Genomic DNA, 16,782 nt, shown 5'->3' with positions numbered 1-16,782 from the left:
CTGGATTAATCAATTTAATGAAAATAAAATGCATCACATATTAATGATCTAGAAGAGAGTCTAAAATGTTGATTTCCAAGAGAAGGATTATTCATGCGCTAAGCTATGAGATCATCCTGTTGGTGATCATTGCTATCGCGCTCAGTTTTATTTTTGAAGTTCCGATGGAAGTGACTGGCACATTGGGAATTGCAATGGCGCTTACTTCTGTGATTTGGAACATGATTTTCAATAATTTTTTTGAAAAATTTGAAGCAAAAAGAAAGTTAAAAAGAACTGTTGGCGTGCGTATGCTACATGCTATTGGTTTTGAAGGCGGGTTAATGCTGGCGACGATTCCGATGGTGGCGTATGCCATGGAAATGAGTATTTGGCAGGCTATTCTGCTGGATTTCAGCATGACCATGTGCATTTTAGTTTATACATTTATTTTCCAATGGTGTTATGACCATTTAGAAGCACGCTTAGGATATCAGCCTAAATATCAATAAATTTCATGTAAAAGCAACACAATGGCCCAAAATGACATGCTTGGGTTTTTGTGGATATAAAAACCATTCCTTTTTTAACATAAGATAAAAAATGTAAACAAAAAATAAGCGTAATTATCCACTTAGTGTGATGGTTATTCTAAAAATAAATTTGTTTATGAATTCATCATGTCGAAAAAGGAATGAGACAATGAAATTAGGCTTAGTTGCTGTGCCATTAATTTTAATGGGTGTAACACAGGCAGGGGTCGCAGCCACACAGGGGAATTTTAAACGCTTTTCGGTTTCTGCAGGCTGGCTGCATGTCATGCCGCAAGGAAAAGCCAATCCATTTAATATTAATACGGCAGTAGCAAATGGAACGACTTCAACCGTTGGTGCAATTTCAGCAGGAGCGTTTCTTAACTCAATTAATCCAAACGCAAAATTAACAACTGGAGAAAATGCCAAAGAAATTCTGAATATGGTCTTTGATAATCCAAAGGATCCAGATACAGGAGAATATATTATTGATCCTGATACTGGAAAGCCTGTGCCATCAATGGGGCAGCTATTAGGTTTTGCCGACGAAAATAATATTGTTGCAAGTGAAATTACTGGTGAAGCAACAATTGATGGTCTCGAGCAATGGACACAGGGTGGAACTGGCTTGGAAGCAGAGGATGTAGATACCTTAGGCTTAACCTTAAATTACTATATCAATGATAATGTGTCATTGCAGTTGATTGGAGGGATTCCTCCCAAAGTAGATATCAAGGGTGTAGGAGAAATTAAAGCACCTTTATCTGGATTTGCTGTTCCTGGAGACGATGTAAAGCCTATCACAGGTGATAGGCTGGATCTATTGCAGGATATTCCTATTACAAATCTGGGAAATAAGTCTAAAGCTGCAACTGTACGTGCGTGGACACCTGCATTGGAAGCACAGTATCAATTTGGTAAAAGTGGTGTAAATAAATTTAGACCGTATGTGGGTGTTGGTCTGATGTATGCTTATTTTAATGACATTAAGCTAAATCCTGAGATTCGATCAGATTTGGAAGCTGCGGGTCATATGATTCAAAATGTTTTAGATAATAAAGCAGGGGCAGCGCTAGATGGCAAAGTATCCTCTGGAGCAATGCGTGTAGACGTTGATGCTGATGATGCAATTGCACCAATTATTACCGCTGGTTTTACTTATGATTTGAATGACCATTGGTACGGTGTGGCGTCAGTTTCTTATGCTAAATTGAATAATAAAACTACGATCAATGTTGTGAATGAATCTACAGGCCAACAATTGATTCATGGCACCACTAAAATTGATATTGATCCTTTAATTACTTATGTAGGTGTCGGATACCGCTTCTAAACATCAATACGTAAAAAACCGCTCATCAGAGCGGTTTTTTACTTTCAAGCATAAAGGATTATTTTTCTACAATCGCAGTCACACCTTGACCGCCAGCCGCACAGATCGAGATTAATACGCGGCCTGAACCTTTTTGGTTAATCAGTTTTGCAGCTGTAGCTAAAATACGTCCGCCCGTTGCAGCAAATGGATGGCCTGCAGCCAAAGATGAACCATTCACGTTTAACTTAGTGCGGTCAATTGAACCTAAAGGTGCGTCCAAACCTAAGCGGTCTTTACAGAATTTAGGGTCTTCCCACGCTTTAAGCGTAGACAATACTTGAGAAGCAAATGCTTCGTGAATTTCGTAGTAGTCGAAGTCTTGAAGCTTAATGCCAGCACGGTTAAGCATACGCGGAACTGCATAAGCAGGCGCCATCAGCAAACCTTCTTTTTTACCTACAAAATCTACCGCCGCTGTTTCTTGGAAGCTTAAGTAAGCCAAAATTTCATGGCCATTTGCTTTCGCCCATTCTTCAGAGGCTAAAAGCACGCAAGATGCGCCGTCAGTTAAAGGCGTAGAGTTGCCGGCAGTCATTGTGCGGCCGTCGCCTTTACCAAAAACAGGCTTTAATTTCGCCAGTTTTTCGACTGAAGATTCAGGGCGCAAATTATTGTCGCGCTCTAAACCAAGGAATGGCGTAATCAAATCATCGAAGAAACCTTCTTCGTAGGCTTTAGCCATTTTTTGATGTGAAGTCGCAGCCAGCTCATCTTGCGCTTCGCGTGGAATACCCCATTCAAGCGCTGTAATGGCTTGATGGTCACCCATTGAAAGACCTGTGCGCGGTTCGCCATTTTTAGGCGCATCCATTAAATCTTTCAGATTGATTTTAGTTAAAGCTTTTAAACGGTCTTTACCAGTTTTCGCAATGTTCAATTCAAGCAAAGCTTTACGCAGGCCGTCACCGAAAGCGATTGGCGCATCAGAAGTGGTATCTACACCGCCAGCAACACCGACTTCAATTTGACCCAAGGCAATTTTGTTGGCAACAAGGAAGGCCGCTTGTAAACCGGTGCCGCAAGCTTGCTGAATATCGTAAGCAGGTGTTTCAGGAGCAAGTTCAGTATTTAATACACACTCGCGAGTCATGTTAAAGTCACGGCTATGCTTTAAAACTGCGCCAGCAACCACTTCGTCTAAACGCTGGCCTTGCAGGTTGAAGCGTTCTACTAAACCATTTAATGCTGCAGTAAACATGTCTGTATTTGATGCAGTGAAATAAGCGCCATTAGAGCGGGCGAATGGAATGCGGTTGCCGCCAATGATAGCAACGCGACGGACAATGTTTTGGCTCATGGTTTTATCCTGTTGAACAGAAGTTTGAGTTGTTTGTTTTAAAGCTGTATTTGATGGCACTGCAGTTGTCGAAGCTGGGCTCTTGCTGGAGCTGCGTGCAGACGCTGCGCGAGGGCGGGCCGGCTTAGCTGCAGCAGCTGCTGACTTTGCCGCAGGCGCTGGTTTTTTTGCTGTGCGCGGAGCTGTGGTTTTTGATGGTTTTGACACAGCGGGTTCAGCAGAATTTTCGGCTGCTGGATTTTCTTGAGTTGTTTTGCTCATAAGGCTTTTCCAAGCATGTAAAAGTATTTCTGGACAGTACATTAACATATTCAATGAGGGGCTGAATTGACTAGAATGACATTGCAGAAAGCTTTCAGGTCAAGTCATCAAAACTGCAACTCAAGTATTATTCTAACGACACTGATGGATCTATTGAAATATAAGTCACTGACATCATATTGAAGTTAAAAGGATATCTTCAAAGCCATCAAAAAATTAATTTATTCGAGAGATACAAACATGACTGACCAATACCAAGCTTTCTCAAAATCTCCAATTGGTAAATTTGTCATCAAAAATTTAGGTTTGCCTGCACCGACTTTCCTAGAGCGTTTTGAGTCTGCTACTCCTGTGGTAAAAGGTGCGGTACTTGTAGGCGCAGCGTCAAACAGTCCGCTGTCTGCATCTATTGCGCAAGTGTTGGCCAATATTCATGCAAATGCTTATGCAGGAAACAATCCTGAACTTCAGCAGGCTGCGGCCAAAGCAGGTTTAAACCTTGGCGCCTTCAATGAAGGCGACAAAGAATCTAAATTTAAAGTCGTGGTTTTTGATGCGTCAGGCATTGAAAATTCTGAGCAGCTGCATGAGCTGTACGCATTTTTCAATCCAATTGCGCGTCAAATTCAGGCGTCTGGCCGCGTAGTGGTTGTCGGCACAACACCAGAAACTGCGCCTACGGTAAAACAGGCCATTGCACAGCGCGCATTAGAAGGCTTTGTGAAGTCGGTCGGTAAAGAGTTTAAAAAAGGCATTGCGGCTAATCTGGTTTATGTTGATGCTGGTGCTGAAGCAAACTTAGAGTCTGCACTTCGTTTTACGGTATCTCCGCGTTCTGCCTATGTTTCAGGTCAAGTCATCCGTGTCTCTAAAGCAAACACTGTAGATGTGGATTGGGCAAAACCGCTTGCGGGTAAAACGGCTGTTGTCACTGGCGCGAGCCGCGGCATTGGCGAGGCGATTGCACATGTGCTTTCACGTGACGGCGCACATGTGATTTGCCTAGATGTACCGCAGCAGCAGGCAGACCTTGACCGTGTCGCAGGTGAAATTGGCGGTTCAACACTAGCCATTGATATTACCGCTGCGGATGCCGGTCAAAAAATTAAAGATGCCGCAGCAGCGCAGGGCGGTTTGGATATTATTGTGCACAACGCCGGCATTACCCGCGACAAAACTTTGGCCAATATGAAGCCGGAACTTTGGGACTTGGTGATTAACATTAACTTGTCTGCCATTGAGCGTGTAAATGATTACTTGCTGAATAATGACGGTTTCAATGCGAATGGCCGTATTGTCTGCGTATCGTCTATTTCAGGTATTGCGGGCAATTTGGGTCAAGCCAACTATGCTGCCTCTAAAGCTGGCGTGATTGGTGTGGTGAAGTTTACTGCGCCGTTGCTTAAAAATGGTGTAACCATTAATGCCGTTGCTCCTGGCTTTATTGAAACGCAAATGACAGCAGCCATTCCATTTGCAATCCGTGAAGCGGGCCGCCGTATGAATTCAATGAGCCAAGGCGGCTTGCCAGTGGATGTTGCTGAAACGATTGCTATGTTTGCATCTACAGCATCTACCGGTTTGAACGGCAACGTGGTTCGCGTGTGCGGTCAAAGCTTGTTAGGGGCTTAATGAATCCCTCTTAAAATTCCCTCTCCTTTAAGGAGAGGGTTAGGGAGAGGTAAAAACTTACTATAAAGGGACATGGGGCTACCCTCATCCCAGCCTTCTCCCAGAGGGAGAAGGGGATTTTAAAACATTGAAATAAAAACTTCTCAAAGGTTCAGTATGAATACTCGCCATTTCAGTCAGCTGCCAAAACCTTATTTGGCTTATCCAAAAGTCATTCAAGGTTTGATTTTTAAAAAGCCGAAAGGTGAAAAAGTTCTGCCGCAAGTTGAATATGTGGTGGATTCATTTCAAGCCGATGCAAAACATCTCAAAGCCTATAACGAAGTGTGCGGCTTTAAAAATAATGGCTATATTCCTGCCATCTATTTAGCTGTGCTGTCACAGAGCCTGCAAATGCACATGATGACGCGGGAAGCGTTTCCGTTTGCTGTTTTAGGTTTAGTACATATCCGCAACCAAATCAAGCAGCACCGCAAAGTGGGTGTGAATGAGCAGCTGAGCCTATCCTGCAAATTCGGTGAATTGAAACCGCATGATAAAGGCGTGCAGTTTGATTTTATTACCACTGCAAAAGTAGGCAATGAAGTTGTTGTAGAAGCTTTAACAACCTATTTAGCGCGTCAAAAAACCAATGGCGGCGCTGGCGCCAAACCTGCGGAAAGCAAAGTGCCTGAATATCAATTGGCTGCAACTTGGGATGTGTCTGAAAATAGTGGCCGCCGCTATGCGATGACCTCAGGTGATTTCAACTTAATCCACATTCATGCCGTGACGGCAAAAGCCTTTGGTTTTAAACAGGCCATTGCGCATGGCATGTGGAGTAAAGCAAAAGCCCTATCTAATTTGAATTTGCCAGAGGCGTATGAAGCAGACGTTTGGTTTAAATTGCCGATGTACTTGCCGTCTAAAGTTGAATTTTTAACGGCGGAACAAGGCAAAGATACCGCGTTTCTGATTCGCAATGCGAAGAGTCAAAAACCGCATGTGACTGGTTCAGTCAAAGCGCTGTAAGAGAAAAAACTAAGCCTAAATCAGAGATGATTTAGGCTTTTTAAATGTAATAATGCGGGAAATAAATAAGGCCAAGGATATGGATATTCAGCAGATCAAGCAGTTTTTTTCAGCAGATGCCAGCAACTATACAGGCGCTGTTGATGAGCGTTTTGCCGACTTGGCGCATTTATTCAGCAAATTGCAGGATTCCAGAACCGCATATGGCGGAGCCGCTCTAGCCGTTTATTTCCAAGGCCAAAAAGTTGTCGATATTTATACGGGGCAAAAGTCTGCAAGTGAACTGTGGCAGGCGGATACACTGTCGATTTGCTATTCGACAGGCAAAGGCGTATTAGCCACTTTGGCGCATATTATGGTGAGCCAAGGACTTGTGGAATATGACCTGCCGATTGCGCATTACTGGCCTGAGTTTGCGCAAAATGGCAAGGCGCAAATGACTTTGCGGCACATTTTAAGCCATCAAAGCGGTTTATATGATGTACGCAATAATATTGCTGAAGCCACGGAAATGGCAGACTGGCACCATATGCTGGATATCATGGCAAAAGCCAAACCGCGTTTCAGCTTTGGGGAAGACTTGGCTTATCAGCCTTTAACCTTTGGCTGGCTGGTCGGCGGGGTGTTGGAGAAAGCATCAGGGCAGACTTTAGCGCATTTAATGCAGCTGTATCTGGTAGATCCTTTGGCATTAGATGGCGCATATTTTGGCGTACCCAGCGATCAGCTGCATCGGGTCGCGCGGCCATTGCTAAAACCTAAGAATGATGCACACCAAGCGGCTGACAAAAAGCAGGCTGCAGTCCGTAAAATGTCGGCATTCGACAAGCTTATTGAGCTGAGCGGACAAAACCCTCAGGACTTTCAAGATGCCATGATCCCCAAAGGCATGAAGAAATTCAGCTTTTTCAGTGACGAAGGCATTCAGGCAGTTATTCCAGCAGCGAATGGGGCTTTTACAGCAAATAGCTTGGCTAAAATTTATGCCATGATGGCCAATCGCGGCGTTTGGGATGGTCAGCAGCTGATTGATGCGGAAACTTTTGCCAAGCTGAGTGAAGTGCAAAGCCGCAAGCGCGACCGGATTATGCCAATCCCGATGCATTGGCGTCTCGGCTATCACCGGGTATTAAGCTTAGGAAAATCATCCAAGGGTTTTGGGCATATTGGCTTTAATGGCTCAGGCGCTTGGTGTGATCCGGAACGCCAGCTGAGTTTTGCGTATACCCATAATTTTGCGACAGGTTCACTCACTGGGGATTATCGGCTATGGACATTGACACAAGAAACTTTAAGATGCGCCGATAATATTTTAACAGGACATAAAGGCTGGTTTTAAGGTTGAGATAAGGTACGCTGCGGGCGCGGCTGCTGAGATTTGTGATACTGTTGCGCCAGAAATTTGAATGCAGTTGTATTATGAAAAAAACCGTTTTTATTCCATTGATGGCAACAGGTGTTTTGCTTGGCTGTCAGGAGGCGAATCAGTCACAGGCCAAAGATGCATCCGCCATAGAGCAAAAAATGCAAAAACCCTTGTGGGCTGGGAGTTACAGCGGAACGACACCATGCATGAGCTGTGCTTCCCGTTGTGAAGACTGTCCTGGCATGGCGGTCGATTTAGTTTTAAATCAAGATCAGACTTATGAACTGCGGCGTGAAAGCTTAAGCGGCCATAATGCAGTGGAAGTGCTGAAAGGCCGAATGCATTTTAAAGATACGCAGCAAACTCAATTAGAATTGCTGAATGTAAAAAACCGCAATCTTATTTGGGTCGATATAGAAAGCCAAATGCTGGAAATCCGTGAAGATCAAACAGCGCAGCCTTATGTCGCACAAGATGATTTTCTGCTTGAGAGAACTTAAAATATTGTTCATATTTAACGCGAATCTAAGTGTTTTCAATCGAGGGCAGTGTATTGAAATCTTATGTGGAATTCCGAACAGACTTATTTCCCCCTTGTTCTGAAAATACAGATGAATGGGAAGGGGCGGTTTGGGGCCGATCTTTGGCTATTTACTTAGATGAAAAATTAAAACAATCGGGAATACCAAGTGCGGGAATTTGTGCAGAAGATTGGGGGTATATTGTAAATTTTGGAGCACCTTTTGATTCAAATATTTGGATTGGATGCGGTAAATATGAAGAATATAAAGATGGCTATTTACTGATAATTGAACCCAAAAAAGCCATAATTAAAAGATGGTTTAAGCCAAATATCGATTTGACTCAGCAATTGGAACAGCTGACCGATGCTTTAAAGCAGATTTTAGAAGCAGAACCTTTAATTCACGATATTAAATGGTGGACGGCAGAAGAGTTTGAAAAATAACTTTGGAATAGCACCCTTAAAACTTTATATGTATACGGTACGTCAAAGATTTGCACTAAAGACGGTCGGTGACTCGAAAATTGGGACAGCTTTGCTGATGAGGCAAAAAATTATTTTCAGTAAAAGCGCACCGAAACGGCTTTAACAATTTGAAAACAGACCGGTCAGAAAGGATAGTAGCCAAAGACTCTGCAAATTAAGAGTTTTCATTCACTCTTAGCCAAAAAAACAGTATCCTTATGCATGTGAAAAGGAGCATACATGTATCAAGTACTTGCGCGAAAATACCGTCCCCGCAATTTTAATGAATTGGTTGGTCAAAACCATGTGTCCCGTGCCTTAACCAGCGCGCTGGAACGTGGGCGCCTGCACCATGCCTATTTATTTACGGGTACACGCGGTGTCGGTAAAACCACAATTGCGCGTATTTTGGCGAAGTGCTTGAACTGTGAAACCGGTGTAACCTCAACGCCGTGTGAAGTATGCGCAACGTGCAAAGCAGTCAATGAAGGCCGTTTTATCGACTTGATCGAGATTGATGCGGCATCGCGCACCAAAGTTGAAGATACTCGTGAATTACTGGATAACGTCCCGTATGCGCCGACGCAAGGCCGCTTCAAAGTCTATCTGATTGATGAAGTGCATATGCTATCCACGCATTCTTTCAATGCGTTGCTGAAAACCTTGGAAGAGCCGCCAGAACATGTGAAGTTCCTGTTTGCGACGACTGATCCGCAAAAGCTCCCAATTACTGTAATTTCGCGCTGTCTGCAATTTACACTGCGTCCATTGGCCGTAGATGAAATTACATCGCACCTGACGGCAATTTTAGAAAAAGAAAGCATTTCGGCAGAGCAAGATGCCATTTGGCAAATTGCTGAATCTGCACAAGGCTCTTTACGTGATGCATTGTCATTGACGGATCAGGCAATTGCCTATGGACAGGGCGAAGTTCTTCATCAAGATGTCAAAGAAATGCTGGGTCTGATTGACCGAACCATTATTTATGACTTGATTGCGGCCATTCAGCAAAATCAAAAAGAACGCATCAGCGAATTATTGCTGCAATTTAGACAGCAAGCTTTAGATGTATCTTTAGTATTGGATCAGCTGATTTCGACCTTGCATGAATTGGCGATGCTGCAATACCTGCCGAATTTAAGCCTAAAATACAGCGCAGAAATCAATGCCAAAATTATGCAGCTTTCGCAAATGGTCTCTGCGCAGGATCTGCAGCTGTATTATCAAATTGCCTGCAAAGGCCGCGCAGAACTGCAAATTGCGGTGACGCAAGAGCAGGGTTTTGAGATGTGCGTGCTGCGCTTGCTGGCATTCCGTCCTATGCAGCCCAATGAGCGTTTAGTGTCGGCACCGCAGGCTGTACAGCAAAATAATGCTCCTTCAGTTCAAGCGCCAGTTCAGGACAGTATGCAGGCGCCTGTGCCTGCCGCATTGAATCAGCCTGAACAGCTGTCATCTCATCAAAATGTACAGATCGAAGATCAGCAATCTGCAGGCCCAATGGCGTCAGTGCCAGCAGTTTCAGAAATCGATGAAGAATATTATTCAGATGACGATGAATTTGATGACCAGCATCATCAAACTGCATCTGATGATCCATCTTCAGATGATTTTTTAGATGAGCCTGTGCCGCCGGAGGCGCCAGCTGCTGCAGCTGAACCACAGCCAGCGGCAGATCAAATTGTTTTTGATGCCGGCAGCGGTGATGCACTGTTTGGATTGGAACCTGAGCAAGACGAAAAAGATCAGCGCGTGAATGCGCAAGAAAGCTCAGATGACTTACTGTTTGAGGCCATTGCGCCTTTAGATGACATGACGCTGCACGTTACAGATACATCTGAAAACGTAGCAGATGTGATTGAACAGCCTTTGCAAAACGCTGAGGCAGTTACTGAGCATCATGCAGCAGCGATGGATCCTGAATTATCAGAATCATCCAACCTTATGCCGCAGGATATTTTGAAGCTGCAGCCTCAGCAGCTGGAAGGCGAGTGGACCGTCGATAAGTGGGAGTATTGGTTCAGAAGCAGTGAATTATCGCCAGCCTTGCAGGAGCTTGCGCAGCATGGCTTGATGATGGGTGATATTGGCGGTGTTTCAACTTTTCATGTTCCAACGCAATATGAGCGTTTGGTGACGCAAATGCAGCATTTGCTTGAACAGGCGCTGCATACGCAATGGCCGTCAACACGTTTTGATGTGAAATATGAAGAGCTGGAGCAGCTGACGCCTTATGCACTGCAGCATGAACGCAAGGGAAAAGCTTTTCAGCGCGCTTCAGAACTTTTACATCATGAGCCGGTGGTGGATTCGCTGCTCGCGGCCTTTGACGGCAAGCTGGAGAATATTCAGCTTAAATAAGCTCGGCAGCTGGCGATAAATATTCATGCAAAGCATCCCGCATTTCGTTTGGAATCGGGGTGCTTTTTCGTGTTTGGCGGTCTACGAAAACATGTACAAAACTTCCTTGTGCCGCGGCATCATTTTGTCCTTGTTTAAAAATGGAAAGGTCATAAGTCAAGGATGAATTGCCAATTTTAGCGATGCTGACACCCACTTCAATGACTTCTGGGTAGCTCAATTCCTGCATAAAATTACAGGATGAATTGACCACTAAGCCAATAATCGGTGCGTTTTGAAGCTGAAAGCCGGCTTTTTGAATGAGCAGGGCATTGGCCGCAGTATCAAAAAAGCTGTAATACATAATATTGTTCACATGGCCGTACATGTCATTGTCTGACCAGCGGGTTTGGATCGGAAAAATGAACTTAAAGAGATGTTTATTTCTTACAGGCGGTTTCATATTTTTGGCTAAGTTGCGCTCTTCATTCAGTTGTACTGAATTTTATGCAGCCATTCAATAGCAAGATTGAGAAGTTCTTCATAAAAAAGCTATTCAAATAAATTGAATGCCTGTAAGGAGCAAAGGGTTAAAGTATTGATTAAAAACGATAGCGAATACCTAGATAAATGAAACCAGATTGATTTCGATTTTTCTGCGGCCTTCTAAAAGAATATCCCATGGCGCCGTTGACGTAAGCCAAGTTTGACCAAGGACATTTCATTGGGCTGCAGTGCAAAGGCGGGCATAGCTGAAAGAGGCTGTTCCAAAGCAGTTTTTATTAATATTGACATCAACGCCAGCAATTGCAGCTGGCGTGAACGCATCATCTACTTTCATTTTTCCAAGTTCAGGCTTAAGTAAATTTCCTATAAGGTTTCTGATTTTTATAAAATAGTAATGAATAATTAAGTGTTTTAAAAACAATCAAAATTCATTTAATAATTACACACTATTCATATATCGATGAATAAATATGCAAAGCATCCTCTTTTTTTAAGGCCCGCGGGTTATTTTGCAGCAGGCGGGTTTGCAGCAGCGCATCATCCGCAAGCTGTTCCAGTGTATTTTTAGGCACATTGAGCTGATTCAGCTTCAGTGTTAAGCCGCTGCGGTCCAAATGATTCTGCATATGGTCAATAAATAAATCACATAGGCCATCGGTACAGCCAGTGCTGTGCGGGTCAAGCCATTGCATCAGTTCTGCGTAATGCTGTTTAGCCGCAGGCGCATTGAATTTCATAACTTCCGTCAGTACCAGTGCATTGGTATGGCCATGCGAAAGGTGGAAGTGCCCGCCTAAAGGATAAGCCAAAGCATGCACAGCGCCTACAGGCGCATTGGCAAAGGCTTGGCCTGCCAGCATGGAACCGACCAGCATGTTCTGGCGGGCTTCCATATCGCTCTTGTTTTTCAGCACCAGCGGCAAGTTCTTGTTCAGCAGGCGAAGCGCCTGTTTAGCCAGCATATCAGCATAGGGGTTTTTCTTGATTTTTGAAGTGTAGGCTTCTATGGCATGCACCATGGCGTCAATGCCTGTCGCTGCAGTAATGTGTGCGGGCAAATCTTCAGTAAAGCTGGCATCTAAAATGGCCACATCGGCATAGAGCACTGGCGAAACAATGCCTGTTTTGGTGGTTTCGCCAGTCGTTACAATTGAAATTGGCGTGACTTCGGAGCCCGTGCCAGCCGTTGTCGGGACCAAAATCAGCGGCAAGCGCGGATGTTTGACATTGCCGACGCCGTATAAGTCCTGAATTTGCTGTTTTTGCTCAGGATGGCTTAAAACGGCAATGATCTTTGCTACATCCAGAGAGCTGCCTCCGCCAAAGCCGAGAATTAAATCTACTTTTTCTTTTTTGGCAAATTGCACTGCATCCAGCACGATGCGTTCTGCAGGGTCAGCCTGTACATTGGAATAAATAGAGTAGTCCTGTTGATGCGATTCTAAAATTTCTAAAATAGGCAAATGCAGCTGTTGCTGGATCATGCCTTGGTCGGTGACGAGCAAAACACGTTTGGGGTTAAATGCATTGAGCAGGGTTTTGAGTTCAAGAATTGAACCGAGTCCAGAAATAATGCTGCTGACGGTTTGAAACTGAAAATTACTCATCGTTTTATCCTTATTTTATATACCTAAATGAACATTATTCTTGAGACTTGATATAGGATTCAGCTGTTAAATAACTTAACATAAGATGCTTGAAATAAAAGTACATTGAGGTTGTTATGTCATCCAAAACGCCCTATAAGGTGTTGTGTGTGTGTTTAGGCAATATTTGCCGTTCTCCGACAGCGGAGATCGTACTCAGACATTATTGTGATGAAGCAAACTTAAATGTGATGATTGATTCCGCTGGTACCAGCAATTACCATCCGAATAAAGCGCCTGACAGCCGCAGTCAGCTGCATGCAAAACAACGCGGCTATGATTTATCTGCCTTGCGCGCCCGACAGCTGATTCACCGTGATTTTGTTGAATTTGATTTAATTCTTGCGATGGATTATGAAAATTTAGAGAACATTCAGCAATTGATGCGTCAGGCACAGCAGGAATTTGGCGCCTCAAGGATTCGCGCTGAAATTTCACTGATGAGCCAGCATGATCCTGATTATCCCCAGCAGGAAGTGCCTGACCCGTATTATGGCGGTCAAGAGGGATTTGAGCATGTGCTGAATCAATGTGAATCCAGCAGTCAGGCTTGGGTGCAAGTCTTTCAGAAACAATTTAACCCGCAATCGGAGCAATAAGGTTTAAGTTATGAAGATTCAAACACAGGTACAGCTTAAGCCTTTTAATACGCTCAGTTTAAATTCGGTGGCATCGCACTATACCCAAATTAAAAATACAGATGATCTGCTCGGCGCTATTGATTACGCTGAACAGCAGAGTTTAAATCTATTGATTTTGTCTGGCGGCAGCAACATGCTCTTGCCAGAGCATATTCATGCGCTGGTGATGCATATGGATATTCAGGGCATTGACGTTGCAGCGGAAGATGCGCTGAGTACAACGGTGCGTGTGGGCGCAGGGCAAGTTTGGCATGACTTTGTATTATGGACGACAGCGCATGATATGTTTGGCTTGCAGAATTTAGCTTTGATTCCGGGCTTAGTCGGTGCATCTCCTGTGCAGAATATTGGCGCTTATGGGGTAGAAGCTGGCGAGTTCATTCAGTCTGTGCATGTGTATGATCGTAATGAGCAGACTTTTATCGATATAGATGCATCTGACTGCAAATTCAGCTACCGCCACAGTATTTTTAAAGATGACCCAAACCGCTATATCATTACGCATGTGTCGTTCAAGCTGCTGAAAAAAGCGGATTTGAAGCTGAATTATGGCGATTTGAAAACTGCTGTAGGAGATAATTTGACGGCTGAAAATTTGCAGAATCAAGTTATTCATATCCGCCAAAGCAAATTGCCGGATCCTGCAGAATACCCAAATGCAGGCAGTTTCTTTAAAAATCCAATCATCAGTCAAAAGGCATATGACCAAATTGCGCTGCAATTTCCAAGTTTGCCCCATTATCCTCAGCCAAATGATCAGGTTAAAATCGCGGCTGGCTGGCTGATTGATCAGGCGGGCTGGAAGGGTAAAAAGCTGAATATGGTGGGCATGTTTCATAAACAGGCGCTGGTTCTGGTGAATTATGATAACGCTGCGCTGCATGACGTGCGCGCCGCGTACCATGCGGTACAGCAAGATGTATTTGCAAAATTTAATATCGCACTCGAGCCAGAACCTGTACAGTTTGATGAAAATGGTATGATTTGCTCACACTAAAACGGCGGATGGCATCAGGAAAAATGATGAAAAAAACACATTGGATGGTTCGATTGGTGCAAATAGCCGCTGTGCTGTTTGTGCTGTTGGCCTGCCTGATGGTTTTTATCTACACCCCGTTTTATTCTCAGCTGATTGTGAAAGGCCTGAATTATTTTGTTCCGGTTGAAGTGAATGAAGTTGCTGCAAAAAGCCAAAAATTGGCGGCGCTGAGCGATCAGGACAGCTATGAACCGGGTTCTGACATGTGGATTGCGCGTCAATCCTACTTAACAGTCATGGAAGAAGCGATCCAGTCGGACAACTCTCAGAATTTGACTTTAATTCAAGCGCGCTATAAAGCGCTGCAAGCTTTAATTGAAGATGATCAGCAAAAAGAATTGGATAAAAAAGAGAAGCCGGCTGTGCCGCTGCTGGCGAGTTCTGCATCAGAAGCAAATATAGAAAATCCTCCAGACGCTGCGCAAAAAGTGAAAGAGCTGCTCGAACTGAACAGTTCTGCAAATCAAGAATTGATGGCGCAATATGTTGATTTTCTGAAAACACACAAGGTGGAACAGCCTGCATCTGAACCGGTTGATGAGCAAATTTTTAAAGACATTGCTTTAATTCATGATCAAAACCAGCAAAAGACAGAAGTGAAGTCTGCACCTTATGCCATAGTTGTATTGGGCGGCGGTTTAACTTTAGATAAAAATGGCAAAGATATTGTAGTCAACAACTATACCCGGCTGCGATTGGAAACCACACTGGCCGTAGAAAAAGATTATCAATTGCCGATTGTATTGAGCGGTGTAGAAGCCCCTTATATGCAAAGCTGGTTAAAACAGCATAATGTTGATGCAAAATTATTAGAAGACCGCAGCATGAATACCTGTGAAAACACCCGATTCAGTTCATTGCTTTTGCAGAAGAAAGGCGGCGCGCCGACGGTGATCTTAATTACAGATCAATACCATATGCCGCGAACACGGCGTTTATTTGCTTTGAATGGCATTGAAACGATTCCTATTGAAGCGCCGATGCCATCTGAAATGACCCGCTGGCAGCCCAGTGAGAAAAATTATGATCATAGCCGGCGCGCAAATTATGAAATGCTGGCAACCATGCGTGATATGTGGTTTGGCTCTGAATGCCGTGAGGTGCCTTAATGGCTGATATCCCATTTTTGAATCCATCCATTTTAAAGCAGCTGGATCTGCCTGTTCCCAGCCGGGAAACCACTCCCTTATTGCTGGAAGCGCTGAATTTGAATCAGCCTTATACGCCTTCTTTGGAAATACAGTCATACCGCCGTCTGTATGCATTAGACAGCCTAAACTGCGAGCATTGGCAAGGCTATATAGAAATGCCGATGTTTAAGCTGCATGTACAGGTTTTTCAGCCGAAATTTGAATCTGCAGATGAAAAAATAAAAGGGACGGTATTTCTGCTGCATGGCTATTTAGAACATAGCGGCATTTATCAGCCGATTATCCGTGAAATTTTAGAACAGGGCTTTAGTGTACTGACCTATGATTTGCCGGGGCATGGCTTAAGCAATGGCTCACCTGCCAGTATTCAAAATTTTGATCACTATCAGCAAGTGCTGCATGCTGTGCACCAATATGTCCGCCTTGCGGATCAATTGCCGCAGCCTTGGCTGGGGATTGGCCAAAGTACGGGAGGTGCTATTTGGCTGCATCATTTGCTGGAATTTGCGGAACGCCGTGAAAATCCGTATGTGAACCGTGTGCTGCTGCTGTCACCGTTAATCCGCCCGGCAAAAACGGCTTGGTGGCATAATTCGGTTGGCCTGGGCATTATCCGCAGAATTAAACGGGAAGTGCCGCGTCATTTTAGGCGCAATAATCATAACCCCGAATTTTTACGCTTTGTCCGCTTAAAAGATCCGCTGCAGCCGAGAATGATGGGGATGGATTGGATCCTCGCCATGTCTAAATGGATGCAGGAGATGGAAGAGCGCCCCGCTTGCCGCATTCCAGTATGGCTGGCGCAGGGCGCGCAGGATCAGACTGTGGATTGGCGCTATAACATTGAGTTTATCCGCCGCAAATTCCGTTTGCAGACACTGTTGATGCTGGAAGAAGGTTCTCATCAGCTGATTAATGAACGGGCGGATATCCGGGCTGCGCTCACGGGCTTAATTCCTGCATTTTTGCATGCGCACAGCGGCAAAGGCTATTATTGATATGCCTGCTATGGCGTT

Annotated in this window: 16 protein-coding genes; 12 read left to right on the top strand and 4 right to left on the bottom strand. The window is 44.3% G+C overall.

The window, feature by feature from the left end; genetic code table 11:
* Positions 1 to 65 precede the first annotated feature (65 nt).
* The gene (gene aceI / locus JZ784_RS14300) at positions 66 to 491 is read left to right on the top strand and encodes a chlorhexidine efflux PACE transporter AceI (RefSeq protein WP_265464977.1); all 426 of its coding nucleotides are present in this window, start codon (positions 66 to 68) and stop codon (positions 489 to 491) included.
* Between the two features lie 226 nt (positions 492 to 717).
* Positions 718 to 1,845 (top strand): OmpW family outer membrane protein, encoded by a 1,128-nt coding sequence (locus JZ784_RS14295; RefSeq protein WP_346315379.1) that lies wholly within the window; start codon positions 718 to 720, stop codon positions 1,843 to 1,845.
* A 58-nt stretch (positions 1,846 to 1,903) separates the two neighbouring features.
* On the opposite strand, the gene JZ784_RS14290 is transcribed toward JZ784_RS14295, so the two are convergent.
* Entirely contained in the window at positions 1,904 to 3,445 is a 1,542-nt protein-coding gene (locus JZ784_RS14290; protein ID WP_346315311.1) for an acetyl-CoA C-acetyltransferase, read from the bottom strand.
* A 240-nt stretch (positions 3,446 to 3,685) separates the two neighbouring features.
* On the opposite strand from JZ784_RS14290, the gene JZ784_RS14285 reads away from it, so the two are divergent.
* The 6 genes from JZ784_RS14285 (at position 3,686) to dnaX (ending at position 10,803) form a co-directional block, all read left to right on the top strand.
* On the top strand, positions 3,686 to 5,077 hold the full coding sequence (locus JZ784_RS14285; RefSeq protein WP_346315310.1) for a 3-oxoacyl-ACP reductase: 1,392 nt from the start codon (positions 3,686 to 3,688) through the stop codon (positions 5,075 to 5,077).
* Between the two features lie 156 nt (positions 5,078 to 5,233).
* Positions 5,234 to 6,088, top strand: a complete 855-nt coding sequence (locus JZ784_RS14280) for a MaoC/PaaZ C-terminal domain-containing protein (protein WP_346315309.1) — start codon at positions 5,234 to 5,236, stop codon at positions 6,086 to 6,088.
* Between the two features lie 79 nt (positions 6,089 to 6,167).
* On the top strand, positions 6,168 to 7,427 hold the full coding sequence (locus JZ784_RS14275) for a serine hydrolase domain-containing protein (protein WP_346315308.1): 1,260 nt from the start codon (positions 6,168 to 6,170) through the stop codon (positions 7,425 to 7,427).
* An 80-nt stretch (positions 7,428 to 7,507) separates the two neighbouring features.
* A complete protein-coding gene (locus tag JZ784_RS14270) occupies positions 7,508 to 7,954 on the top strand; it encodes a copper resistance protein NlpE N-terminal domain-containing protein (protein ID WP_346315307.1) in 447 nt (148 codons plus the stop codon).
* 53 nt (positions 7,955 to 8,007) lie between these two features.
* Positions 8,008 to 8,421, top strand: coding sequence for a hypothetical protein (locus tag JZ784_RS14265; protein WP_346315306.1), 414 nt, complete (start codon positions 8,008 to 8,010; stop codon positions 8,419 to 8,421).
* Between the two features lie 261 nt (positions 8,422 to 8,682).
* The gene (gene dnaX / locus JZ784_RS14260) at positions 8,683 to 10,803 is read left to right on the top strand and encodes a DNA polymerase III subunit gamma/tau (protein ID WP_346315305.1); all 2,121 of its coding nucleotides are present in this window, start codon (positions 8,683 to 8,685) and stop codon (positions 10,801 to 10,803) included.
* Here the strand turns inward: dnaX and JZ784_RS14255 are convergent.
* The 3 genes from JZ784_RS14255 to JZ784_RS14245 form a co-directional block, all read right to left on the bottom strand.
* Positions 10,796 to 11,245 (bottom strand): thioesterase family protein, encoded by a 450-nt coding sequence (locus JZ784_RS14255; protein WP_346315304.1) that lies wholly within the window; start codon positions 11,243 to 11,245, stop codon positions 10,796 to 10,798. The two genes, dnaX and JZ784_RS14255, sit on opposite strands and share 8 nt — an antisense overlap.
* A 258-nt stretch (positions 11,246 to 11,503) precedes the next feature.
* Positions 11,504 to 11,710 carry a hypothetical protein gene (locus JZ784_RS14250; RefSeq protein WP_346315303.1) on the bottom strand — a complete coding sequence of 69 codons (207 nt, stop codon included), beginning with the start codon at positions 11,708 to 11,710 and terminating at the stop codon, positions 11,504 to 11,506.
* Positions 11,711 to 11,735: 25 nt separating this feature from the next.
* Positions 11,736 to 12,896: an iron-containing alcohol dehydrogenase gene (locus JZ784_RS14245; RefSeq protein WP_346315302.1), complete on the bottom strand. Its 1,161-nt coding sequence runs from the start codon at positions 12,894 to 12,896 to the stop codon at positions 11,736 to 11,738.
* Between the two features lie 116 nt (positions 12,897 to 13,012).
* On the opposite strand from JZ784_RS14245, the gene JZ784_RS14240 reads away from it, so the two are divergent.
* Genes JZ784_RS14240 through JZ784_RS14225 form a run of 4 tightly spaced genes read left to right on the top strand, consistent with a single transcriptional unit; the run spans position 13,013 to position 16,764 of the window.
* Positions 13,013 to 13,534, top strand: coding sequence for a low molecular weight protein-tyrosine-phosphatase (locus JZ784_RS14240; protein ID WP_346315301.1), 522 nt, complete (start codon positions 13,013 to 13,015; stop codon positions 13,532 to 13,534).
* A gap of 10 nt (positions 13,535 to 13,544) precedes the next feature.
* On the top strand, positions 13,545 to 14,573 hold the full coding sequence (murB, locus tag JZ784_RS14235; RefSeq protein WP_346315300.1) for a UDP-N-acetylmuramate dehydrogenase: 1,029 nt from the start codon (positions 13,545 to 13,547) through the stop codon (positions 14,571 to 14,573).
* Positions 14,574 to 14,599: 26 nt separating this feature from the next.
* On the top strand, positions 14,600 to 15,724 hold the full coding sequence (locus JZ784_RS14230) for a YdcF family protein (RefSeq protein ID WP_346315299.1): 1,125 nt from the start codon (positions 14,600 to 14,602) through the stop codon (positions 15,722 to 15,724).
* Entirely contained in the window at positions 15,724 to 16,764 is a 1,041-nt protein-coding gene (locus JZ784_RS14225) for an alpha/beta hydrolase (RefSeq protein WP_346315298.1), read from the top strand. The genes JZ784_RS14230 and JZ784_RS14225 overlap by 1 nt, the downstream gene beginning before the upstream one ends.
* Positions 16,765 to 16,782 lie beyond the last annotated feature (18 nt).

Source organism: Acinetobacter sp. CWB-B33 (genome assembly GCF_039655955.1).
Lineage (GTDB): Bacteria > Pseudomonadota > Gammaproteobacteria > Pseudomonadales > Moraxellaceae > Acinetobacter > Acinetobacter bouvetii.
The sequence above is the reverse complement of the archived record's forward strand: the minus strand, read 5'-3'. Positions and strand labels throughout refer to the sequence as shown.